This is a genomic window from Ruegeria sp. S263 (assembly GCF_056780525.1).
In genome coordinates this window covers 551,149-574,483 of the sequence record NZ_JBQUVJ010000003.1, presented here as the reverse complement: position 1 = coordinate 574,483, position 23,335 = coordinate 551,149, and the positions used below count along the sequence as shown (strand labels likewise).

Here is a 23,335-nt window from a genome sequence, read left to right as displayed (position 1 = left end):
TTAGTGCATCATCGGCCAGTGATCCATCGGGATGATGGTTTCGGGCGCTGGCGGGCGGTAACCCAGAGCACTGTGGGGTCGTTTTGTGTTGTAGTGTTTTCTCCATTGTTCGATCAGGATTTGTGCTTCGCGCAAGCTGTAGAAGATCTCTCCGTTGAGTAGCTCATCCCTGAACCGGCCATTGAAGCTTTCACAATATCCGTTCTCCCATGGGCTGCCGGGTTCGATGTAAGCCGTCTTGGCGCCGACGGCAGCAATCCAGTCTCGGACAGCCTGGGCGACAAATTCCGGCCCATTGTCAGAACGTATGAAACTCGGCACGCCGCGAAGTATGAACAGATCCGTCAGAACGTCGATTACATCGGTCGAGTTCAGTTTCCGCTCGACCCTGATTGCCAAGCATTCCCTACTGTATTCATCAAGGATGTTCAGCGTTCGGAAGGCTTTTCCATCATCGGTTCGGCAATGGACGAAGTCATACGACCAAACATGGTTGCGAAACTCTGGCCGTAGCCGAACACACGACCCATCGTTCAGCCAGAGCCGTCCTTTCTTCGGTTGTTTCACTGGCACTTTCAGCCCCTCCCGTCGCCAAAGCCGTTCAATCCGCCCATCACTGACAGACCAGCCAGCCTCTCTCAGCAGTGCAGCGATCCTGCGATAGCCATATCGACCGTATTGACGGGTCAGCTCGATCATGTCGGCCACCAATCGGTCTTCGTCTGCGCGACCTTCTGGGACACGCCGTTGCGTGGACCGGTGTTGTCCAAGCACGCGGCAGGCGCGTCTCTCGGAAACGTTCAGATGGCTACGAACATGATCGATGCAGGCACGACGACGAGCGGGGCTCAGTAGTTTCCCTTTGCGGCTTCCGTCAGGATCAGTTTGTCCAGCGTCAGATCTGAAACCGCGCGTCTCAGTCGCTCGTTCTCTTTCTGAAGCCGCTTGAGTTCTTTCAACTGATCTACACCCATTCCACCGTACTTCTTTCTCCAGCGGTAATAGGTTTGTTCAACAACGCCGATCTGCCTGATCGCATCAAGACGGGACATGCCTTGCCCCATCAGAACTTCAACCTGCCGTAACTTCGAGACAATCTCTTCGGGCTTTGGTCTCTTGTTTGCCATTCGTGGTCCTCCGTTTCCTAAACATAACGGTGGACCAGTTCAGTGGGGGAGGCTCACTAAACCGATTTTGGAATTGGCCTACACATGGGTTCAGCGATCTATGGCAACGTGGGAACCGAAAAACGATTGGACTTCACGGTGACAGGTACGTCAGTTGCTTTGGTCAGCAGATTGGAAAACTTAACTCGGTCGCTTGATGCGCCTTTGCTGGCAACGAGTGATTTTGAAAAGCTTGTATCCGAAACGCCTCTTGCACTTGGGTCGCAAACCATGCGTGGGTTTGAAGAAGCCGTAGAGATTTTTGCTTTCAAACACTTGGACTGAAGTACGAGTTCCCCACCATACGGAGCACAAACACTATGACATTAATGTCCGCTCTGCGGACAAAGCTGCCGATAAGTCAGCTTGTTGGGATGTATGAAAACGGCCCAAGGCCGACCTTCGGGTTTCAGCTTTTGCCGCAGCGCGGCATGCTCTAATTCTAAAGTGGTTTTTGATAGCCTCAGTACTAACCCTCACTTAGGCTCACTTTTGGCAAACCATTGCTGACGCAAAGACGAAGTGACCTAAATTCATACCCTCGCTTTCTCGAAGGCTGACCAAGCGGTTTCGAATACTTCAAAATCAAATCCCGGCTGGCTCGCCGCGTCAAGGATAATGTGCTCTGTTGTCAATAGCTTTTGGATTGCGGCTTCCAATTGATCGACGACATCCTCGGGAACCACCAGAGCACCGTGTCGGTCGGCGTGCATCAGTTCTCCCGAATTGACCGTCAGACCGAATACCGAGACCTGCGTGTCGATCTCGCGGACATGGACGAAACCATGGCTCGGCCCGATCGAACCGGCGACAACTGGGAAACCTTCGGGCAGGTCTCCGAGGTCGCGCATGACACCATTGGTCACCACGCCAGACATGCCAAAGCCTTTGTGAACCGTAGTGTTGACCTCACCCCAATAAGCTCCGATGCAGTCCGGGTAATCCACGTCCTCAATCACCGCGACTGATGGGTTTGGGCCTTCGGCCATATATTTATAATAGGCCATGCGTCGGCATTTGATGACCTCCTGCGGCTCGGTCGGCGGATGGACCGCTGCAATTTTAGCGGTGCGCGCATAGCCGACGATTGCCGGTTCGTTCGGTGCCGAACTGAGCATGGTGCCACGCGTGAACCGGTCAAACCCGCGTTTGCCCTGCGCCACCTCAATGGCGTTGCAGACGGTGGGCGTGTCGACCTTGCGAAGCAGAGACAATAGGGATGGTGTCATGTGTCCTCCAGCCAGCGGATCAAGGCCGCTGTGGTTTCCTTGGGTTTTTCCAGTGTGGGCAAGTGACCTGCCCCGTCGACGATCTCCAACGTGCTTTGCGGCAGTAGGTCATGCATCATCTGGTGACGTTCAACCGGGCAAAGTCCGTCGTCACGCCCGCACAGGACCAGTGTTTTGCCCGCGTAGGATGAAAGGGTCGCGCATTGGTCTGGACGGCCCATCAGCGCTTGCGACTGGCGCAGAAACACATCCGGGCCCAGATCGGTTGCCATTGCCATGCACAGGTCAAGAATAGCCCCTTGCCGGGGACCGTCAGCAAGGTAGTTGGGCTTCATCTCATCCCGCATCACATCCCATAGTCGACCCTCACTTACAGCCGCCATCTGCGGCGCGCGGCGGGCTTTGACCTCGGGCTTTTCGGCCAGCGGGTTGGTGTCGAGCAGAGCCAATTGCGTGACCCGGTCTTGTGCTTGACGCACCACCTCCATCGCCACGATACCGCCCATGGACAGGCCAGCGAGGGCGAAGTTTGGTGGCGCATGATTCAGGGTATCGGCCGCCATCGCCTCTACATCGTCGTGCTGGCTCAATGGGAAGGTCATCACGGGCACCCTGCCCGACAAAGCCTGGATCTGAGGACCGAAGAGGCGGGCATCGCACATCATGCCCGGTAAGAAGATAAGCGGCGTCATGCACTGGTCAGCTTTGCGCCGTCGGACAGTGCGATGAGCTTGGCGTAGGCAATCTGCGGGTCCACCGCGCCGAACCCGGCGAAAGTACCAAAGCCGCAATCGCTGCCTGCGATCACACGATCCGTACCGACGATGCTGGTGAATCGGTCGATCCGTTGGGCGACAAGCTCTGGATGTTCGACAAAATTGGTGGTGGTATCGACCACGCCCGGCACCAAAACCTTGTCACCGGGGATTTCGGCTTTACGGTCGCGGAATACGGTCCATTCATGCGCGTGGCGCGGGTTGGACGTTTCGAACAGGACATAACGCGACTTGGTGGCCATCAGCGTGCTGAAAACCTTGTCCATCGCAATATCACAGCAATGCGGACCCTCGTAGTTACCCCAGCAGATATGCACCCGGACGCGATCCTGCGGCACGTTCTGCAGCGCATGGTTCAGGGCCTCAACATGCATGTTGGCGATCCTGACAAACTCCTCATCAGACAAATCAGTGAACAGCATATGGCGAGACAGGGCCAGATCGGGGCAATCCAGTTGCAAGTCCAAACCGGCAGCAACGATAGTTTCGTATTCCTCTTTCATCGCATCGGCCAGGGCGGCCAGATAGGCCTCTCGCGTCGAATAGAAATCGTTCTGCAAGAAAAGCGAGATCACGCCCGGCGACGCAGCGTTCATAAACCCGCGCTTCACCCCATGCTGCGTCATCGCGGCCTTGAGATTGGCTATATCTTTTTCCAGTTCGCCCTGCCCCTTCGAGCGCACCTCTCCGGTACACATGGGGCGCGCGTATTGTGGTGTGCCACCGTCATCAGCCAACCGTTGCAGGAAGCCGGGGAACATTTTCAGGTCGGCGGGGGCGTTACGCGGGCTGTCACCGGAAAAGCCTGTATAACGGTCCTTTACGTAAGTCGCGTATGAAATCTTTGAGGTCTCGCCGTCACTAACAATGTCCACCCCGGCTTCAACTTGCTTGCTCACCGTTTCAGTTACGGCGTCGGACATGCAGGCATCAAACGCGGCTACGTCATAGGGTTCGCCCCGTTCCCTGGCAAAGATGAAATCCACCACGTCCTGCGAACGCGGCAAAGACCCGACATGAGTAGTCTGGACCGACATTGAGCCCTCCTAATTCTTTCGCGCCATCAGCACGCTGTGGCTTTCGGTTTCCTTTTTCTTTGCAAGGAGCCCAGTCATACGCAGACCACTTTATCAAGGCACACGGGATAGCCGGTCGGAGACAACGAGGCGTGATAAACGCTTTCTGTTCCAACCGTGCCGTGCTCTACCCCCGCTTTGGGGCCAACGGTCTGCAACAACATTCCACCATGGCGCGCCATGCGGGCGATACCTTCTTTTTGTTGGTCTGCAGTCAGGTGGGAGAAATTGTTCCAGGCAATGATCCCATCGAAAAGTTGATCCAACTCAAAAGTACGCCCGTCCGCCTGGCGCCAATCAGCATTTGGCCAGCGCTCACGCGACCGTTGATCGTCATAAGCCTTGGCCTGACGCTCGTAGACGGCGTGGGTATCTTCGGGATCCGCGATCATCCAGTCCAGGTTGCTCCTGCCGGGTCGTCAGTCGCCTTGATCCGGTACAGACCCGCCTGCCCGGTCATCGACGGTTCAACGCTATAGCGTTCCCCCGGCAGAACCAAGGCAGTATCCCCATTTGATATTGTGGTTTCAAACCCCTCGACCGAAACCCGCCAGTGTCCGCTTGCGGGCATCAGAACAACCGGTTTCTCAGCGACAACCGGATCGGTCACACTAGATCCACGCCCAAGGAAGTCGACCTCGAACCCGGGCTTATCCTTAATCAGACCGTTTTCACCGATCACTTGGGCCGGTTTATTGGCTGACAGCGCCATCAGGTCCCAGTAACGAGCAACGTATTTGCCAACCACATCTTCGACCGGAACCTCAGGGTAGTCTTTCAACTGTTCGTCGGTCAGCACCGGCATAGGATGCACGTTGTGAGGCAGTTCCTGCCCTTTCTTGGAGTCATAAAGAACCCCGTTGTCACCCAGCATCAGCCCATGCGCCTGCGCGTCCTCGATCACCTGCGGAGCCCATGTCACCCCGCCGCCTGCATCATCCCCGCCAAGGATCGACATGATCATGCCGTAGTCCTGGCCGACATTTTCAAAACCACGGAAGATACCCGTGGGAATGTTGAAGATATCACCCTCTTCGGCGATGAACTCGCCCGCTGTCCCATAGCGACCCCAAAAAAAGCGCCAACAGCCCTTGGCAACAAAGAACACCTCGGCAGTTGTATGGCTGTGCAGCGAGTTGCGGCACTTGGGCGGCTGTCCCGCCGCGCCAATGTTGAACCCGATCTTATCGGTGATGTGGACGTGCTGATCAGGCGACTCGGACACCCCGCCGCCGATGATCGTGAAGTTTTCCTTTTGGTCCGATCCCGGTGTGTGGGCGTCGATAAAGGCGGTTTTGCAGGGCCGAAGTTCGCCATAGCGAACGATGCGGTGTTGTATTGTGCTCATGATAGTCTCCGAAACGAATAGCAGTGCGGCAGGTCGATCGAACCCATTGCGCCCGGAGGACGATTGTTCAGCCGCCTTGCCCGCAAAGACGCCCGGTGACAATGCAGTCGCCGGGTTCCTTCGCTGGTGTCGAGCAAGGCAAGGCTTTGCGGCATTACACGTCCCCTGTGGCCAGCAGCACCTGTTTCCAAACAGCGGTTTCATCGAACAGGGTCCACTCGCGCCGAACCCTGATGTCGCCGCCAATCAGCTCTCCCCACTCGACATGGCTGATGCCAAGAACATAAAGCTCGGCCCCTGTCGGCGCGCCAAATGTGCCCCAACCGTCATGGGTTCCGTGCAGGCTCCACCGCAGGGCCGAGCGCGGCGGCATGTTGGGATCGTCGCGCCCGATCTGGTGATGGATGGTGAACGTGGCGTTGGGCATCGCGGCACGCAATGACATCCAGAACCGGTCAACCGGATCCCACCCATGCCCTGTCACACCACCTGGGTATTCGGATTGCACGGCCCTGTCATAGTCACGCTCGACCGCGCCCATATCCGCGTTCATCATCCGGGTCAGCAGATCGGCATGGCGCTGGCCCCACGCGTTGTCGTTTCCCTTTCCCTTATAGGGACCTTCGACATCGTTGGATGGGGTCAGGGGCCGGACGCATTTTTCAGGGCCGCTTTCCCGCGCGATCAGATCGGCCGCATAGCCCTTGGGATCCCAGCCCAACTGACGGACGATCGCCCCCTGATCCCGGATCAGCCATTCGTCATCGATCTTGTTATCTTTCGCATGACAATCCGCGAGGATCCGGTATTGCAGTCTGCTTCCCTTGGGCTTGCCATAGACGCCTTCGCTCAAATGTGTGGCCGTGGACAGAATGCGATGAGAGCTGAGCATGCCTTGTTCCGGGGTGCCGGACCAGATCACGTCCTCGCCCAGAAGCTGGCGATCCGGGAACTCTGCCAAGGTCGCCATGGTCGCGCCGATCACGTTCTGGTTCCCCAAAACGACGGAACCGGGCGACCGGACCACGATGTCCTCACCGTAGTAGTCGTGCAAGGTCGCGATACCGCGATCTTCCCAGATTTCCTTGGTGATACCGACGATATAGTCCGGGAAATCCCGGAATTTCGGATCAAAGCCCTTCATGTTTCTGTCCTTTGTGGAGTCCAGCCCCGCGGCAGCCGCGCCGAGGTTCGCACGACCAGCGGGCCGTCAATCGCGACCTTGCGTGGCTCGGCTGCATCGGGATTTTGAATGTGGTCCAGCAGGGCCGCGACGGTTTCCGCGACCATCAGATTGGCCCGTTGTCGGATCGTTGTCAGGTTATACGCTGGCCATCCAGCCGGAGGAACGTCGTCATAACCAACGACCGAGACATCTTCGGGGATGCGCAACCCCAGTTCAAACCGGATTACGTCCATCACGGCCAATGCCATGTGGTCGTTGGCCACAAATACCGCGTCGGGGCGTTCGTCGGGGTCTACATCAAACATCTGACGCGCAGCGGCTTGGGCGTTTTCGGTGTGAAACATCCCGTCCTGCACCGCAAACACGGATCGACCCGCTTCGGACAACACCGCCCGAAAACCCGCCTCGCGGTCACGCTGAGTCGAGGCGCCCTGCCACCCCGAGATATAGCCGATCCGTTCGTGCCCACCCGCCAGAAGGAACTCGGCCACCTTTCGGCCGCCTGCGTAGTTATCCGACGTGACGGTAGTGATCCCCTCGATATCCTGACTACGGTTGAACAGGACAACCGGGACACCTGCCTGCTGGCACCGCGTCGCGATATCGGAAGACATCGGGACCGAGGCCAGAACGACGCCGTCGACCTGATAATCCAGAATCTCCTCCATCACGTCGTCTATGTTGCCAGCCGACCGAGAGGCCATGAATATCAGAACGTGATAGCCATGCTCCTGCAAACCGTTCGACAGTTTCTCCAACGCTTCGGGATAAAAGTAGTTGTCCAGATAACCGACCACCAAACCGATGATGCGGCTTTTGCCAGAGACCATGGCGCGGGCCAGCACGTTTGGGCGATATCCCAACTCCTCAGCGGCTTTGCGCACTTTTTCCTCGGTCTTCTTGCTGACGGATGCTCCGGGCGTGAAGACGCGGCTGACGGCGGACTGGCTGACGCCTGCGCGCTGCGCGACCTGAAGGGATGTAATTTTCTCAGCCATCAGTCTGCCGTCCACCCGCCGTCAATCAACATGGAGGTGCCGGTCACAAGCGCCGACGCGTCCGACGCCAAGTAGCGCACGGCACCCATGATGTCCTCGACCTCGCCCACGCGGTCCAGCTTGATCATGTCCATGATCCACGCGGCGCGTTCGGGATTGTCGAAGGTCGATTGCGTCAGCGGCGTGCGGATGAAGGTCGGGCACACGGTGTTGATCCGTACGCCCTGTTTGCCCCATTCGATGGCCATCGACTTAACCATACCCTCCAGCCCGTGCTTGGTCGCGCAATAGACCGCCCGGTCAATCCCGCCGACATGACCCATCTGGCTTGAGATATGGACGATCGAGCCGCGTTTGCCCGCGTTGATCAAAGCCTTGCCTGCATAGGCCGACAGGAAATACGCGGATCGCAGGTTCAGATTTGCGACCGCGTCGAAATCCTCGGGCGTTGTCTCGGTCGCCCGGCTGTGCCGCGCCAATCCCGCGGAATTGACGACGACGTCAAACACACGGGACGCAAACAGGGTTTTCAGCGCCTCCAGATCCGTTTGATCCACGACCAATGCTTCTGCGGACCAGCTGTTCGATTGCAACGCGGCCACCGTGTCTTGCAACCGATCTGCCCCGCGCGCCGCACACACCACATGTGCCCCGGCCTCGGCCAGAGCAACGGCACATCCCTGCCCGATGCCCGATGACGCTCCGGTCACCAGAGCGGTTTTGCCGTTCAGGGAAAAGGATGGCGTTCGGGGCAGGTCTGTCATTGGCTCATTCCGTCAGGTATTTCGATACGGCCCAGATTGCGGGCCTTATTGAATTCCCGCAGACGGGCAAAGACGTCAACGCCAAGCTGCCGAAAAGCATCCAGAAGATCGACCAGCACCCAGTTTTCGCGAATTTTGCCGTCTTCGAGACGCCAGAAATCGAGGCTGCGCATGGTGATCTTTTTGCCTGAAGGCGCAATGCCCATCCAGCCGTCATGGGTCACAGTCTGGATCATGTTGGGCCAACCAGTGACGGCCGCATACTCTCCATCTCCGAAGAAGTGATAGGTGATGTCATCCACATATTGCCCGCGATCTGGCATGCCATTCAGGAAGGGGATCTGATGCCAGTTGCGGAACCCGGAAATACCCCGCCCTGTGCCGATCCCGGACGGGCCGTACCAGTTCATGCGGGGATGCCAGAACCGCTCCATCTCCATCACTTCGGGACCGCCCTCTGATGGGTGTTTCTTGAGGTATTCCAGCATGTCGATGATGTGCTGACAGGTTTCCTTGCCCTTGGCCGCATCATAGGGGCCGGGCACGAACCCATCTTGGGTCGCAGGACCGGGCACGTGCCATTCGCGGCCAAGGCTGGGGGCCATGGGCCACGCATTTGCCTGCATCATCACCTCGGGAATGTCCCAAAGCGCCTGCATCTCGACCACTTTACCGTCCACGAACCGATAGAATTCGTGGAACCGCATCGTGACCTGATGACCTGTTGGCGGGATATCCAGCCATGGTCCGGTGAAGGTGCCGGTGTAGTACCCGCCGCAACCGACCCAATCAGCGCCAAACTCATCCGGTCCGGCCATGACGATATAGTCGCGCCGTTCCAGATCGGGCCACGCCGTCAGCAAGCCCTTGTAAACGCCATCGTAGTAGGTTTCGCTGCCGGTCATGTCTCCGAACGGATGACACAGGCGGAACAAGGCATCGGGCGCACAAAGATCAACCAGGACGCGACGCACCCCGGCTTCGGAAAAGTCGTACATCGCTGCCCTCAGCGGGGCGATCAGGTCTTTGTGCAGACTGTGCTGGTCACTCATTCCGCCGCATCCCTATACGGCGCGGCCTTTCCGTATGGCACGTTGATGCCCCCATACCGGCGAACGCGCACGTTGCATTGTTCCGCGTGCCCCACAAACCCTTCCAGCATGCACAGGCGCGAGCCATATTCACCGATCAGAGTTGCCGCTTCGTCGGTCAGAACCTTCTGGTACGAGTGCGTTTTCAGGTATTTGCCGACCCAAAGACCGCCCGTGTATCGCCCTGCTTTCTTTGTGGGCAAGGTGTGGTTCGTCCCAATCACCTTGTCCCCGTTCGACACATTGGTGCGAGCCCCAAGGAACAGCGCCCCGTAGCAGGTCATGTTCTCAAGGAACCAATCGTCACGATCCGTCATCACCTGCACATGTTCCGAGGCAATGTCGTCGGCCACCTTCAGCATCTCGTCATAGGTTTCGCAAACGATGACCTCGCCATATTCCGCCCACGACACTTTGGCGGTGTCCGCCGTCGGCAGAATGTCCAGCAGCCGATCAACTTCGGCCAAAGTCTCCTCGGCCAGTTTGCGCGAGTTGGTCAAAAGCACGCAGGGGCTGTTATATCCATGTTCAGCCTGACCCAGCAGGTCGGTCGCGCACAGTTCCGCATCGGCCGCGGTTTCATCTGCAATCACCATGGTTTCGGTCGGGCCTGCGAACAGGTCGATGCCGACACGGCCAAACAACTGGCGTTTGGCTTCGGCGACAAAGGCGTTGCCGGGGCCGACCAGCATATGAACGGGGTTGATTGTCTGAGTGCCAAGCGCCATTGCGCCAATGGCCTGAATGCCGCCCATGACATAGATTTCGTGTGCTCCGCCCAGATGCATGGCCGCGATGACCGCAGGGTTTGGCTTGCCCTGAAACGGAGGCGTGCAGGCGATAATGCGTGGAACCCCCGCAACGGACGCCGTCGCCACCGACATATGCGCCGAAGCCACCATCGGGAACTTACCGCCGGGAACGTAACAACCAACGGACTGCACAGGGATATTCTTGTGGCCCAGTATAACGCCCGGCAGGGTTTCGACCTCGATATCCAGCATCGAATCCCGTTGCGCCTGCGCAAAGTTACGCACTTGCTCTTGGGCGAACTTGATATCCGCCAGCTCACGGTCGGAAAGCTGGCTGATCAGGTCTTCGATTTGGTCCTGCGACAGCCGGAACGAGGCCGGTGAATAATTGTCGAATTTCTCGCTCAGCTCGCGCACGGCGACATCGCCGCGGGTTTCAATGTCTTTCAGCGTCGCTTCGACCACGGCACGGGTTTTGGCGTCATCTTCGGCCCGGTCAGCGTCAGATTTACCGCGTTTGAGATACTCGATTGCCATTTTTCAATCCTCAGTTTTCGGGCCGAGGTGGAAGTTCTTCCCCTCGGTCAAATGCTTCCCAGCCCTTACCGTTGAACAGGTCAACGCCCAGTTGGGCTGCGACATGGGCAAAATCCACGTTCACCCAGTTGTCGACAATCTTGCCGTCGACGACTTTCCAGAAATCCATGTACCGGATCTCGACCCGCTTTCCTGTCGCGGCGATGCCCAGAAACTCGCCGGAATGGGTTGCTTCCTGACGGCCGAAGGCGGCAGCCCATTCCCCCATGTAAAGGCGGGCCTCATCAATGCAGACCTTGTCGGAAAACGCCGCCTGAAACGGGCGCTGCCAGTTGTTCTGGAATTCCTGCAGGCCGGTCTTCGTGCCGCAGCCCTGATTGCCCATCCAGCGAAAGCCCTGCGCGAAAAACTCGCCAATGTCGTCAATGCGATGGTCATTCAGACCATCCACCATGGTTTCGATAACCCGGCGCGTGTCGTCTGTTTTGCTCAGGTCAGTGTCACGGGTCAAAACCGCTTGTTCGGGGCGCGAACCTTTCATTTCCATATCCTTTCAGGTTGCCAGAGAGTGGTGTTGGGGGCGTGACCCCCGACACTCAGAAAATCTCTGGGCATCCTGTTCAGCGCCGGGTGGCGCGACATGGCGTTATGGCGGGCGTGGTTGCTCATCAGCCTTTCACCGCCCCTGCTGTCAGACCGCTGACGATCTGACGCTGGAAGATCAGGACAAGGAAGATCAGCGGCGCGGTGATCGACACGGCGGCGGCCACGGCGACAACCTGATCGGTGGTCGTGGTCTCACGGTTGAACATGCCGACGATAGCGGGAACCATCGTCTGGTTTTGTGCATCCAGCAGCAGCGCGGTGACGAGAAAGTCGTTATAGGCCAGAAGGAAACTGAACAGTCCGGTTGTGATGACCCCCGGCCACATCACCGGCATGATCACACGGCGGAACGCCTGAAAATGGCTGCACCCATCGACGCGGGCGGCCTCGTCCAGTTCGGCAGGGATATTCTGGAAGAAGGACCGCAGCATCCAGATTGTAAAGGGTTGGTTGATCGCAACCAGAACCGCGATGACCGCGAAGGGTTTGCCATACAGGGTCGGCGCGTTTTCCCCCAGAATGGGGCTGAGCCATTCGGCCGAATTGATGAAAACTGGCAGGTAGCCCGCAACCAGAACCGAATGCGGCAGTGCGCGGAACACCAAAGCCACAATCAGAATCCAGAATGCCAGCGTGGACCCGGACCGTGCCAGACCGTACCCGGCCAGCGTTCCGACGGTCAGGGACACGGTAACCACCCCGGTCGTAACGATCAGAGAATTCTTGAAGTTGTTCGAGAACCCCCGGTCAATCCAGACCGTTTTGTAATGTTCGGTGGTCAGGCCCAGCACGTCCCGCCCCAAAGGACCGAATACTGGATTCAGCACATTCAGAATGGCGGGAAGTACAACAAAAAACAGCAATAGGAAGCCAACCAGCAAAGCCAGCACGCCGATCAGCCAGCCAAACCACTCCTGCCTGGGCTTGGTGTAGGATTTGATCATCGACGGCAGCTTTTTGGTTGCCAGAGTGATCGTTCCCCAGATCATCGCGATACCCAGAATGATATCCAGCAGGGACAATCCCTTTCCGACGCCCAAGGTCGCGGGGCCAAAAATCACGTTCAGCGCGTTGCTGTCAAAGGCATCGACGGGTGACTTGAAGCTCATCACCACGATCCAGAAGATCGGGAAGGCCGCAATCAGGCACCAAAGCGCCAGAAAGATGTTCGAGGTCAGCCGCAGGCTGAAAGGCTGGCGAAGCGCGCGTGAGGACATATCAGTGGCCTCCTTTGTGATCGCGCCATGTACGGCGCAGCGGCAGGATAAGCAGGATGACAACACCGATCATGGTCAACATCGAGTTGGCCGAGGCCCGACTGATCGACCGGTTACCCGCCTGATCCGGCGTCAGATAATCGAAGGTCAGCCATTGCAGCGAGATGACGTAGCCTTGGCTCGAGAAGCCGACGATCTCTTCAAACACCCGGTAGCTGTCCATCAGGTGGATCATCGACACGAAGATGATCAGCGGCATCAGATGCGGGATCACGATGTACTTCATCCGCTGCCAGCGCGTTGCCCCGTCGATGACGGCGCTTTCCAGACTGTCCTGATTGACGGTCTGAAGACCCGCATAGAAGACGATGGCGGCAAACGGCGCGACGTGCCAGACGCGGTAAAGCATCATCAGGATTTCGATCGTCCACGCCTGGGCAAACAACGCGATGTCGCGGTTCAACCACCATTCGATCAACGCTGTCATGATCCCGTCGCCGCGAAACAGCCAGTTGATCGACAAGACGCCGATCACAGGCGTGATGATGAAGGGCAGCAGCGAGATAAAGATCACGGGGCCTCGTATCGACCGGGCCGCATTGTTGATCAAAACCGCGATACCCAGACCGCATCCGACCACCAAAGGCAGCGTGATCAGCGTGAAGGTCAGCGTGAAGCGCAGCGCTTTCCAGAAGTTGATCGTGGATAGAACCTGCCAATTCCCGTCGCTGATCGCGCGCCAAGCTCGCTCGGGCTCTAGCACGTTACGGTAGCTTTGCAATCCGACATACTGGGTCTGGGTGATAATCTCGCCGTGTTCATCCAGTTTCGGCTGCGACACCAGCTCGGTCACGCAGGTCTGCGTGAGAAAGCCCGGCGTGCAGGTTTCCTTCTCAACCGTCTCATAGATCGGCTGGGTGACGTAAAAGCTCTGCTTGAACACGCTGACCAGCGGGAACGCGATAAAGAGAAGCATCATAAAGACAGAGGGGCCGACAAAGGCGGCAAATGTCCGGAAATTCATGGCTCTGCCTTTCTCATGGTTCTCGGGTGGAAAAAGCGGGAGGGCGCAGGGCCCTCCCCAGAGAGGATCAGTTGCTGATCAGACCAGCCTCTTTCGCAGCGGTGATGTAATCCGCCTCAATGTCGGCCAGTGTGGTTTGCGCATCCTTGGCACCGGTCAGATAGTCCGCCAGACCATTGCCCAGAGAGGTGTGCATGATGCCCATCGGACCGGACGCAGGATAGGCTTTGGCGCCACCTTCGGCCGAGGCCGCGGCACCGGCGGCCAGATCGCCCGGGGTATACGCAGTGCTGAGCCAGACCGCCGTGTCGTTGTTGGCGCTGACCATGTCACCATCCATACCTTCCAGTGCGACACGGAAGGCGGCGTCGGCCTCTTCATCGCTCATGTTCGAGGCCAGCACGATACCGTCCCACCAAATCGTGGTCGCAGGAACAGCCGATCCCATCGGGGCTGCGGCCATCGTAACCTTACCAACCACCTGGCTTTCGGCTTCGTCGTTCATGGCAGCCGCGCGGCTGGCCCAAAGGTTCGCCATCGCAATCTTGCCTTGCTGGAACTGCTGCTGAACATAGGTCGAGTCCGACACCAGATATTCCGGGTCCATGAACTCGGTCATGGCCTTCATCGTCTCAAGCGCGGCTACGCCCTGTTCGTTGTTGATCGCGGGCATGTTGCCGTCGCCAAAGAACTGGCCGCCTTCGCCAAGGTACATGTTGACGAATTCCTGACCCAGATTCCAACCGGTCTTGAACGTACCGCCAATCGGATAGTCCATGGCGCCCGCTTCCTTGATCTTGGCGGCTGCGGCCAGAACGTCGGCATAGGTCTTGGGTTCTTCGATGCCCAGCTCGGCCAGAACGTCGTCGCGATACATCAGGTGCTGCGCGTTCACCATCATAGCAATCGCCATGGTTTTGCCGTCCACCTTGATCAACTGGTTCGGCAGAAGGTCCTGTCCGTATTTCTCAACCAGATCATCCAGCGGCCGGATAGTGCCCGCGTTCAGCAGCGGCACCAGCGTGGCGTTCGAGACGCCGCCAATCTGGTAGAGCGCGGGATCAGCCGCAAACGCTTCGGGCTGTTTTTCGCGGAATTCCTGATCGAGCGAGGCGCTGAAATTGCCGCACTCGGCCATCGCGTCGGTCACGGCTTTCCAGGCTTCAAACCCGGCCGAGAGCGACTTTAGCGGGACATCGTTTTCAAAGGCACAGTCCGACCACGCGCCTGCGGCGGCAAAGGACATGGCACCGGCCAAGAGGATTGTTTTGAGTTTCATGCGTTTCTCCCTGTCAGGATCGGTCCGTCGTCGACGTCCGGACCGGTTGTGTGCCCGGTTGGGCTGTTGTGGGGCTATGCCCCGATCCGCGCACCGCTTTCAGCTTCAAAGAGGTGACAGATGTCTTTCGGCACCGAGAACGAGACGCTTTCGCCGATCTCGGCGCGGAATGCTTTGTCGGCTTTCACGGACACCAGCGCACCACCGACGCGGACCGAGATCATGGTCGCGTCACCCAGCAGTTCGAGCGTGTAGATCGGAGCCGTAATTTCGCCCTGTCCTTCGGCAAGGCCCGCGTCTTCGGCCCGGAAACCCAAGGTCAGGGGGCCATCGGGGGCATCGACCGGAATCTGGACGTTCTCGGCGCGGAACACACCGCCCGACACCTCTCCGTCCATGAGGTTCATCGCAGGCGAGCCGATAAAGCTGGCGACAAATGTATTGGCAGGCCGGTCGTAAATCTCGGTCGGGCTGCCGACCTGCTGAACTACGCCCTGTTTCATGACGACAACGCGGTCAGCCAGCGTCATCGCCTCGATCTGGTCGTGGGTCACATAGATCGTCGTCACCGCCAGTTCATGGCTGAGGTTCTTGATCTGCGCCCGCGTCGAAACCCGCAGCTTGGCGTCCAGATTGGACAGCGGTTCATCCATCAGGAACACGTTCGGCTCGCGCACGATGGCGCGGGCCAACGCCACGCGCTGACGCTGTCCACCAGACAGTTCGGCAGGTTTGCGATGTAGGAAGTCATCCAATTCCACCATCGCGCTGGCCTGGCGAACTTTTTCGTCATGGGTCGAGGGATCAATCCCGCGCACTTTCAGAGGAAAGCGGATGTTTTCATAGACGTTCATGTTCGGATACAGAGCGTAGCTTTGGAACACCATCGCCACGTCCCGATCCTTGGGCTCAAGATCGTTGACGACTCTGCCATCAACCAGAATTTCACCCTCGGTCACGTCTTCAAGCCCGGCAATCATCCTCATCGTCGTGGTTTTGCCACAGCCCGACGGCCCCAGCAGAACCAGAAACTCACGATCCGCAATTGTCAGGTCGAAATTATGAACCCCAACGAACGAGCCCCAGCGCTTGCCGACGTTGCGCAATTGAATTTCCGCCATGATGCCCCCTGCAAGGATTCGTTTTGCATACGTTTGCAAAACTGTAATATGCACTTATCAATTCTGGCAAGACATTTTTGCATACGTATGCAAGAATGCGCGGAACACCCGACTCACAACGGCTGTAAACCAACCGTAAAACTTGATCGCAATGGTAAATACCGTGACCTTTCAGACAGAAAAAAGCCTTGTCTCTGCATTTCACAACGCGCTGGAAACCGCGACACAGGAAGAAACCTCAAATGTCCTGAGCCAATTCTGCGCCCCTGATTTGCTGTGGCGCGGCTTTCATCCCTTCAACCAGATCATCGGTGCCAACCAAGTTGCCCGGTATTTCTGGCAACCGTTGAAAAGCAGCCTGACACGGCTGCAAAACCGCATAGATATCCTATTTGCAGGGCAAAACTCGCTGCGGGACGATGCGGATGTCTGGGTTGTATCCATGGGGCATCTGATGGGGTTGTTCGACCAGCCGTGGCTGGGCATCCGCCCCACTGGCAAGTTGGCTTTCCTGCGCTATTGCGCATTTTACAAAATTGTCGGTGACAGGATTGTCGAAACGGCAATGTATTTTGATATACCGCATCTGATGGTTCAGGCCGGACAGAACCCCTTTCCACCACAAACGGCGGCGCATCTGGTTCAGCCCGGACCAATGACCCATGACGGTCTGCTATGGAACAAACAACCTGTCGACGAGGGCGAAAAGACCTTAGCAGTCATCAACGCAATGATATCGGATCTCGGCCAATGGGACAGCGGGTTATCTATTGAGGATGAACTGGCCCGAGCCTGGCATGATGACATGATCTGGTGGGGCCCAGAGGGGATTGGCGCGACCTACTCAATCGACCGATACGCAAGGCAACATTCGGGCCCCTTCCGGGCCACTTTCACAGACCGGACAAAAACCAGCCATATCTGCCGTTTGGCCGAGGGGCACTATGGCGGCTTTTTTGGTTGGCCCAATTTCACTGCAATTCCTTCGGGTGGGTTTATGGGGATGCCAGCCACCAGAAAACCCGGTGAGTTCAGGGTGATTGATATCTATCGCCGCGCAGGCGACAAGCTGGCCGAGAATTGGATTTTCATCGACTTGCTGCATTTCTGGAAAGGGCAAGGGGTAGACATTCTGGGCCGCACCACAGGAATCGAAACACCATGAGAATAGATGCGCACCACCATCTGTGGGACCTTACGGCCGTAACCTATCCCTGGCTCATGGAAAAAGGTGCCGTCCGCTTTTTCGGCGACCCAGCCTCGATTCAACGGGACTATCTGTTGCCGGAGTTTCGCGCAGATGCCCAGGCTCAAGGCTTCACCGCATCGGTTCACGTTCAGGTCGGCGCAGCCGATCCTTGGGCCGAGGCGCAATGGGTGCAGTCAGTGGCCGATCAGTCCCCGGATTGGCCGTTGGTTCAGATTGCTTTCTGCGACCTGACTGCTGGTGATTTGAGCGAACAGCTTGACCGCCTCCAAACGTTGCCGTCTGTGCGCGGCGTGCGTCAAATCATTGGCCGCGCCCCGGGAGAGGATGCAAAAACGGGCACGAATGCGCTGCTTCAGGACCCAAGGTTCCTGTCTGGCCTGAGGCAACTGGGCGAGCGCGGTTTGTCCTTTGATCTTCAACTGTTGCCCGAGCTGATGAAACAAACCGCAAGTGTGCTTGCGAAGGCCCCGGATACGCAGATCGCGCTCTGCCATGCTGGCTCGCCCCATGACCGGTCCGCAACGGGGATACAGAAATGGGCGGACGCGCTGACGGCACTGTCGAACCTGCCACAGGTCTATTGTAAGCTTTCTGGCCTCGGGATGTTTGACCACAACTGGAGCGCAGAAAGCGTCTCCCACATCGTTTCGACCTGCTTGTCAAAATTCGGCGCAGATCGTTGCATGTTCGGATCAAATTTTCCGGTTGATAGCCTTTCGTCTACTTACGAAGAGCTTGCTCATCGATATCAACTCCTTATCCCGAGGGAGAACCACACCGACGTTTTCTGCAACTCATCAAGGCACTTTTACTACATCGATTAGGGTAGGACGCACGCGAACTAAAAGGCTTCCGCGTAGTTTCAAGAGTGTCAGCTTTGCAGCCGCAGCGAATGGCCGCTTTCCGCCCATTGAGGAGGATGCTGCGCCAAGAAGCAAGGTCCAGTTGGGCTCTAACCGGTCATTCGCTGCAACTTGCTTAGACGTCTACTTTGCGGACAAAACAGTCGTATGCTGACTTTCAAACCGATGGACGTACTTAGCTTAAGAAAAGAAAAACGATCGAGTTAAACTTTTAACGCGTGTCTCGGCCGTAAAAGCGATTTCGCTGAGGTGAGGGGTGGATCGCTGATCAAAGGCGTTAGTGCTGATGCCATGATTCAAAAAATGCTGCGGGATGTAGGACAACTTCGCCCGCGCCAACAGTTTCACAGCGCTTTCTCTGACAAGATTTGATACAATTCGGTACAGTCCGAAAGAAGTTGGGCAGAACAATCGATTTCGTTTTGAGACTCGCGCAAGGAAAGGTCAGGTATGTCTCCAGATGACAACTCCAAATGCTCGCAAAGCGCAGGCCACACGTTTGCAGTATCTTCGCAGATCCGCTCGTATGAGACAAATACGCAAGAGGCATTGGCTTGTGCAATCAGGTACTGGTACGTGTCTCGCCACAGCTTCAACCAATAATCCACCGTAAGTGTTTCATTTGCCAGTTCGGCAGGTTTTGTCTCTTCTTTGAATTTAAACGGTCGATGGTCCATGCCAAACTCATGGTGAACGAGCCAGCGCATGTAATCGAGGGAGAATGGATCTTTTGCATGTTTTTCTGTGAATAGCAGGTGCTGCCGAAGCAACGAGATTGCGTGTTGTAAAGGGTTGCGAAACGGAACAAGAAGTGCCGCGCGTGGAAAGCAATCGGCAAGTGCCTGAAGTCGAAGAATACTGTTGTTGTTTTTTGACAAGTACCGCGTACGTTTGTCGGAAGCCAGAATGTTGGCAACGTATCTCACAAAGGCCGTTTTCGTTTCTTTTGTGACACGCATAGGGACGAGCCGGTCGGCGAGAATGTAACTATCACCGCAGAAAACGCGCCAAAAGACTTCTTCAAGGGCTTCCGGGCTATCGAAGTCGACATAGACTCCGTCGCCATGTGCCCTTTCTGAAGCAGATTTGAAGCGAGTTTTTGTTGGCATTAACCTGCTCCACAGGTTGGGAGCCAGAACAAAGGGCATGTCCCTGTACGTCAGCGAGCGATACATCCCGGTCTCATGCAAGCTACGCATCAGCACAGTCGTTCCGGCCCTCGCCAGCCCGGAAACGAAGACATGTCTTTCGTTCTTTACTCCGTCAAGATTGGATTTTACCAACAATTGATCCATGTCGAATGATAGCTCCGCCAAAGGCTTGCTGAGTGCAATTCGGTGCAAAAATCTCGAAGCCGCGTTATAGTTTTTTTCTGACATAGGAACCGCGCAATTTTGCAAAACCGACACTGCAGATCGTCATGAAAACCATGCCACGCCACGTGGCGACAAACGACAAGAAATTAATTTCAAGTACTTGGCCAATATAGCTTAACACCAGCACTGGAACAAAAGCGGTCAAAATGATCAAAAAAAGCACGACTGACGACAAAAGAATCCTCATCGCGTAGCGAGGTAAGGACTTCTCTTTCCAATGGTCCGAGATATTGCCTGAACGCATCACTCTGCTGACGCGTCCAATCGTGCCGTTGAACCGAGCCAGTGTTTCAGAGAATGGCAACCTGCATATTGTTTCAACAAAGAAAACGCTGGCCAATACCGCAAAAAGCCATGTCATTGCCCGACCTATTTCGCTTCCTTGTCGGATTCACCTTCACTTCTAGCTGCTCGACGCTTTCTGAGCATTCGTTTGGCCGGATACCAAATAATTGCGAATATCGCCAGGAAGATGGATCCGATAACACCAAGAACAACGGCGATAGTACCCAAGCCAAGCCCAGGTCCGACATACGCCTGCGCTGTACCCGCCGACAAAATAAATGCAGCAGTAGAAATCGCAAGCAAACAACTAAATGAAAAAAAATTGGATGCCTTCATATTTGCGCTCCATTCTTAGCACTCGTTTTCCAGCCAAGCTTCAGCGGTATCAGACTTCACAACAAATGCTTCACTTACATGTAGCGTGATCCCTTTCTCCCAATCGTACGCGTTGATGAAATCAAACACAACATCGCCTGAAGCACGGTCAACTTCAAATATGCGTCCCTGCGTGGAACTAGATATGATAACAGTACCAGCCTCGGTCACATGCTGGCGACCGTTGAATTGGGAGTAGAAGTCAAAATCTTCACCGTCAACGACTACGTCAAATTTGTTGTGGACCGGATCGATCGCAACGATCCGCGAGTAAGCCGGAATACCTCGCTGCTCAGCTCTGAAACGATTATCGAACACCACGATTGTCCCGTCTGCCTGCCAATCTGGATCGTGGCCGCCATCCACCGCTCCCAGATGCCACCACTTTATCTTCAGTTCATCCGGGTCCACAACGAACACAAGATTGGTTGCTTGGTAGTTGAGCACAAGATCACCCACATCAAACATAGGGAAGGCCTCAGCCAGATGACTTGGCAGCGGTTCCAAATCATTCGAATGCGTTGGATGTACTGTGCCGCTGGGCTGTCCGCGGAAGAGATTTAAGATCGCAATGTCCGGGTTTGCCTTCTCAACATCAGCCATGCTGATTTCCTTTATAGTTTCCCCGGTCGACGCGTCGAGCAAAATAAGAACGGAATGCATATCACGCTGAGCGCCGCCCAGCGTCCATAAGGCTTCAAAATTCTCGGTCGGTTCAGCGGAATGATGAAACTCACCCGGTTTTGTCCAAACAAGCTCACTACAATAGGACCGTTTGATCAATCCGCCGCCGCGTTCCTGTAAGTTGTAAATTATGGAACCGTCGCGCAAAACTGCAATGCCATAGGCGTTTTTCAAGGTGTCGGGCTGGTCGCTGAGCTGTTCAATCTCCCCATTCAGTTTCCACGAATGGACTACCTTGCCGTTAGGATCCAAAAGAATAGCGCCCCAGAACGCGTCTTCGAAATCAAAAGCGCCTACTAAAATCCGATGAAAATCGGCTGAATTCGCAGAAAGCATGAGCCTTGGTTGATTACGCCTGGATTTCAGACCAGCAACTTCTACCTCAAAATAGACGGACCTGTCCTTCGGGCTGAACGTCCGGATCATGCGCTCTGGTCTTCCACCAAGATCATTTCTCAGTTTTTGAATGACACTTGTGTTCTCGGTGGAGTCGCCAGCTACAAAAGAGCTTATCTCATTTTTAACCGAAGCCATAACCCTTGCGGGCGGGAACATATAGCGCCCGGCTGCGAAGCCCCAAGCAAAAAAAGACATCGCCACCAAGTAAAATAGACCAAAAAAGGCTATCAATCGCACATGAAAAATCCAAACGTGAGTTGCTGCTAGCGCAGGCTCATGTTACGGCTTCTGGCCGTTTCTGGCAAAGCATTTCCAGTTATTGTGGAAATTCCTCTAAGTTTAGGGGCGAATGGACATGAAACGGTTGCTTTCAGAGGTGTGTGCTAATGGAAAGTCATCGAAGTTCCAATGCGCCACTAACCTGCCTTTGGTAACTTCCGCTTTGGGCTCGAAGCAGTCATTCACTCAATCGCGGCGAATGTCTGCTCTGCGGACAAAGCTGCCGATAAGTCATTTTGTCGGGATGTGTGACAACGGCCCGTTGCGGACATTTAGGACGGAATTCAAATGCTGCGGTGGCATACCGGTCTGCGGACATCCGCAACAGTGGCGCAAGCTCTTCATTGTTCACTGATTCCGCCAAGCCACGTTCGTGTCGCTTCAAGCCCCTTGCGCAAGATAGAAAACATCTGCTCAATTTCACTTTCGCTGATGATAAGGGGCGGTGAAAGAACACACATGTTGATAATAGGTCGAACTAATAACCCACGTTTTTGGCATTCTATATCGATCTGGCCGCCAATCTCGTAGTCGCATCCCAGATCACTCCGGGGATCACCATCGACTGAGCATTGTACGCATCCCATCAACCCCATCCCGCGCACATCGGCAACGATATCAATCTGTCGCAAATGCTGCAGCTGATCCTGAAAAACCGGAGCGACCTTTTGAACGTGTTCGAGAAGTTTTTCCCGCTCTATGATCTCAATGCTCTTCAAACCCGCAGCCGCGCTAACCGGATGACCAGAATAGGTGTAGCCATTTGAGAAGGTCGCATCTTTTCCTCCAACGTCTGCGATCAATCGGTCAGAGATAACCGCGGCACCCATCGGCGCATACCCAGATGTCATTCCTTTGGCACAAGTGATTATGTCAGGCTGAATGCCGAAAACAGCATCTGACGAAAACCAATGGCCCAATCGCCCAAATGCCGTCACCACTTCGTCGGAGATATATAGAACATCATACTTCTTGCAGATGTTTAGGCAGCCTTTGTGGTATCCATTCGGCGGCACGATCACGCCGCCAGATGCCAGAACCGGTTCGGCGATAAAAACGGCAACGTTTTCGGGGCCAAGAGCTACAATGGCGTTTTCAAGATCGGAAATTTTCTCCTTTGGAAAACTCTCGTCGCTTTGACCAGGTGAACGGTAGAGCGGATTCACGTCGGGCAGGAAATGTGCGAGGTCATCCGCCTTGTCTAGCCAAAGCCTGTCACGCTCTTTTCCACTGACGCTGGCCGCCAGATAAGTGCTTCCGTGATAGGCTTTTTGCCTTGAAATGATCTTCTTTTTCTCGGGCCGACCCAAAAGGTTGTTTCGAAAGTGGACAAAGCGGATGGCCGTATCCACCGCAGTCGAACCGCCGGTGGTAAAAAAGACATTGTTCAAGTCGCCCGGCGCACGTTTGGCGATTTCGCGTGCGAACAGCGCGGCAGTTGAGTTGGCGTTGTTGAAGGGAGAGAAATAGGCGAGGTTTCGAGCCTGCTCAGCCATGGCCTCGGCCATCTCCTCTCGCCCATAACCGATCTGAGTGCACCACATCCCGCCTGGTCCGTCGATCAAGCGTTCGCCTATTTCGTTAACCACATGGATGCCGCTGGCACCTTCGATAAAAGTGCGGTCGCTTTTGCCCAAAGTTGCCATTCCTTCCCACGGGTGCAGGAAATGGTCGTTGTCCCAGTGCTTGGCGTT

Annotated in this window: 24 protein-coding genes; 3 read left to right on the top strand and 21 right to left on the bottom strand. The window is 56.0% G+C overall.

Annotated elements, in window-relative coordinates:
• Positions 1-1,127, bottom strand: a protein-coding gene (locus ACT2B1_RS21305) for an IS3 family transposase (RefSeq protein WP_481667660.1) whose coding sequence is annotated in 2 segments (ribosomal slippage) — positions 1-863 and positions 863-1,127 — 1,128 coding nt in all. Because the reading frame shifts where the segments join, the coding sequence is not laid out codon by codon here.
• 84 nt (positions 1,128-1,211) lie between these two features.
• Here ACT2B1_RS21305 and ACT2B1_RS21300 point away from each other — a divergent pair.
• Positions 1,212-1,451 carry a hypothetical protein gene (locus ACT2B1_RS21300; protein WP_481669130.1) on the top strand — a complete coding sequence of 80 codons (240 nt, stop codon included), beginning with the start codon at positions 1,212-1,214 and terminating at the stop codon, positions 1,449-1,451.
• Between the two features lie 248 nt (positions 1,452-1,699).
• Here ACT2B1_RS21300 and ACT2B1_RS21295 read toward each other — a convergent pair whose 3' ends face one another.
• From ACT2B1_RS21295 to ACT2B1_RS21225, 15 genes are all read right to left on the bottom strand, one after another.
• Positions 1,700-2,395, bottom strand: a complete 696-nt coding sequence (locus tag ACT2B1_RS21295; protein ID WP_171124847.1) for an RraA family protein — start codon at positions 2,393-2,395, stop codon at positions 1,700-1,702.
• Positions 2,392-3,087 (bottom strand): alpha/beta fold hydrolase, encoded by a 696-nt coding sequence (locus tag ACT2B1_RS21290; RefSeq protein WP_171124848.1) that lies wholly within the window; start codon positions 3,085-3,087, stop codon positions 2,392-2,394. Before ACT2B1_RS21290 ends, ACT2B1_RS21295 begins: the two co-directional genes overlap by 4 nt.
• Complete coding sequence (locus ACT2B1_RS21285; RefSeq protein WP_171124849.1) at positions 3,084-4,208, bottom strand: cobalamin-independent methionine synthase II family protein; 1,125 nt, start codon at positions 4,206-4,208, stop codon at positions 3,084-3,086. The genes ACT2B1_RS21290 and ACT2B1_RS21285 overlap by 4 nt, the downstream gene beginning before the upstream one ends.
• Before the next feature lie 74 nt (positions 4,209-4,282).
• The gene (locus tag ACT2B1_RS21280; protein ID WP_171124850.1) at positions 4,283-4,639 is read right to left on the bottom strand and encodes a class I SAM-dependent methyltransferase; all 357 of its coding nucleotides are present in this window, start codon (positions 4,637-4,639) and stop codon (positions 4,283-4,285) included.
• Complete coding sequence (locus ACT2B1_RS21275; RefSeq protein WP_171124852.1) at positions 4,636-5,595, bottom strand: cupin domain-containing protein; 960 nt, start codon at positions 5,593-5,595, stop codon at positions 4,636-4,638. Before ACT2B1_RS21275 ends, ACT2B1_RS21280 begins: the two co-directional genes overlap by 4 nt.
• Positions 5,596-5,749: 154 nt before the next feature.
• The gene (locus tag ACT2B1_RS21270; protein WP_171124854.1) at positions 5,750-6,739 is read right to left on the bottom strand and encodes a nuclear transport factor 2 family protein; all 990 of its coding nucleotides are present in this window, start codon (positions 6,737-6,739) and stop codon (positions 5,750-5,752) included.
• A complete protein-coding gene (locus ACT2B1_RS21265) occupies positions 6,736-7,779 on the bottom strand; it encodes a LacI family DNA-binding transcriptional regulator (RefSeq protein ID WP_217351012.1) in 1,044 nt (347 codons plus the stop codon). Before ACT2B1_RS21265 ends, ACT2B1_RS21270 begins: the two co-directional genes overlap by 4 nt.
• On the bottom strand, positions 7,779-8,543 hold the full coding sequence (locus ACT2B1_RS21260) for an SDR family NAD(P)-dependent oxidoreductase (protein ID WP_171124856.1): 765 nt from the start codon (positions 8,541-8,543) through the stop codon (positions 7,779-7,781). Before ACT2B1_RS21260 ends, ACT2B1_RS21265 begins: the two co-directional genes overlap by 1 nt.
• Positions 8,540-9,595 carry an ester cyclase gene (locus ACT2B1_RS21255; protein WP_481669129.1) on the bottom strand — a complete coding sequence of 352 codons (1,056 nt, stop codon included), beginning with the start codon at positions 9,593-9,595 and terminating at the stop codon, positions 8,540-8,542. Before ACT2B1_RS21255 ends, ACT2B1_RS21260 begins: the two co-directional genes overlap by 4 nt.
• Positions 9,592-10,923, bottom strand: a complete 1,332-nt coding sequence (gene hisD / locus ACT2B1_RS21250) for a histidinol dehydrogenase (protein WP_171124860.1) — start codon at positions 10,921-10,923, stop codon at positions 9,592-9,594. Before hisD ends, ACT2B1_RS21255 begins: the two co-directional genes overlap by 4 nt.
• A gap of 10 nt (positions 10,924-10,933) precedes the next feature.
• The gene (locus tag ACT2B1_RS21245; protein ID WP_481669128.1) at positions 10,934-11,464 is read right to left on the bottom strand and encodes an ester cyclase; all 531 of its coding nucleotides are present in this window, start codon (positions 11,462-11,464) and stop codon (positions 10,934-10,936) included.
• A gap of 127 nt (positions 11,465-11,591) precedes the next feature.
• Positions 11,592-12,746 (bottom strand): carbohydrate ABC transporter permease, encoded by a 1,155-nt coding sequence (locus ACT2B1_RS21240; protein WP_171239175.1) that lies wholly within the window; start codon positions 12,744-12,746, stop codon positions 11,592-11,594.
• Position 12,747: 1 nt separating this feature from the next.
• Entirely contained in the window at positions 12,748-13,770 is a 1,023-nt protein-coding gene (locus ACT2B1_RS21235; RefSeq protein ID WP_171124866.1) for a carbohydrate ABC transporter permease, read from the bottom strand.
• Between the two features lie 67 nt (positions 13,771-13,837).
• The gene (locus tag ACT2B1_RS21230) at positions 13,838-15,049 is read right to left on the bottom strand and encodes an ABC transporter substrate-binding protein (RefSeq protein WP_171124868.1); all 1,212 of its coding nucleotides are present in this window, start codon (positions 15,047-15,049) and stop codon (positions 13,838-13,840) included.
• Positions 15,050-15,123: 74 nt separating this feature from the next.
• Positions 15,124-16,170 carry an ABC transporter ATP-binding protein gene (locus ACT2B1_RS21225; RefSeq protein ID WP_171124870.1) on the bottom strand — a complete coding sequence of 349 codons (1,047 nt, stop codon included), beginning with the start codon at positions 16,168-16,170 and terminating at the stop codon, positions 15,124-15,126.
• Positions 16,171-16,321: 151 nt separating this feature from the next.
• Between ACT2B1_RS21225 and ACT2B1_RS21220 the strand changes: the two genes are divergently transcribed.
• Both ACT2B1_RS21220 and ACT2B1_RS21215 read left to right on the top strand, forming a co-directional pair.
• Positions 16,322-17,335, top strand: a complete 1,014-nt coding sequence (locus ACT2B1_RS21220) for an ester cyclase (RefSeq protein ID WP_171124872.1) — start codon at positions 16,322-16,324, stop codon at positions 17,333-17,335.
• Positions 17,332-18,204, top strand: a complete 873-nt coding sequence (locus tag ACT2B1_RS21215) for an amidohydrolase family protein (RefSeq protein WP_171124874.1) — start codon at positions 17,332-17,334, stop codon at positions 18,202-18,204. Before ACT2B1_RS21220 ends, ACT2B1_RS21215 begins: the two co-directional genes overlap by 4 nt.
• A 383-nt stretch (positions 18,205-18,587) precedes the next feature.
• Here the strand turns inward: ACT2B1_RS21215 and ACT2B1_RS21210 are convergent, their stop codons facing one another.
• The 5 genes from ACT2B1_RS21210 to ACT2B1_RS21190 form a co-directional block, all read right to left on the bottom strand.
• Positions 18,588-19,622, bottom strand: a complete 1,035-nt coding sequence (locus tag ACT2B1_RS21210) for a sulfotransferase (protein ID WP_481669127.1) — start codon at positions 19,620-19,622, stop codon at positions 18,588-18,590.
• Positions 19,603-19,980, bottom strand: a complete 378-nt coding sequence (locus tag ACT2B1_RS21205) for a hypothetical protein (protein ID WP_481669126.1) — start codon at positions 19,978-19,980, stop codon at positions 19,603-19,605. Before ACT2B1_RS21205 ends, ACT2B1_RS21210 begins: the two co-directional genes overlap by 20 nt.
• 8 nt (positions 19,981-19,988) lie before the next feature.
• On the bottom strand, positions 19,989-20,240 hold the full coding sequence (locus ACT2B1_RS21200; protein ID WP_481669125.1) for a hypothetical protein: 252 nt from the start codon (positions 20,238-20,240) through the stop codon (positions 19,989-19,991).
• Between the two features lie 15 nt (positions 20,241-20,255).
• Positions 20,256-21,599 (bottom strand): arylsulfotransferase family protein, encoded by a 1,344-nt coding sequence (locus tag ACT2B1_RS21195; RefSeq protein ID WP_481669124.1) that lies wholly within the window; start codon positions 21,597-21,599, stop codon positions 20,256-20,258.
• Between the two features lie 383 nt (positions 21,600-21,982).
• Positions 21,983-23,287, bottom strand: a complete 1,305-nt coding sequence (locus ACT2B1_RS21190) for an aminotransferase class III-fold pyridoxal phosphate-dependent enzyme (RefSeq protein WP_481669261.1) — start codon at positions 23,285-23,287, stop codon at positions 21,983-21,985.
• Positions 23,288-23,335: the final 48 nt, after the last annotated feature.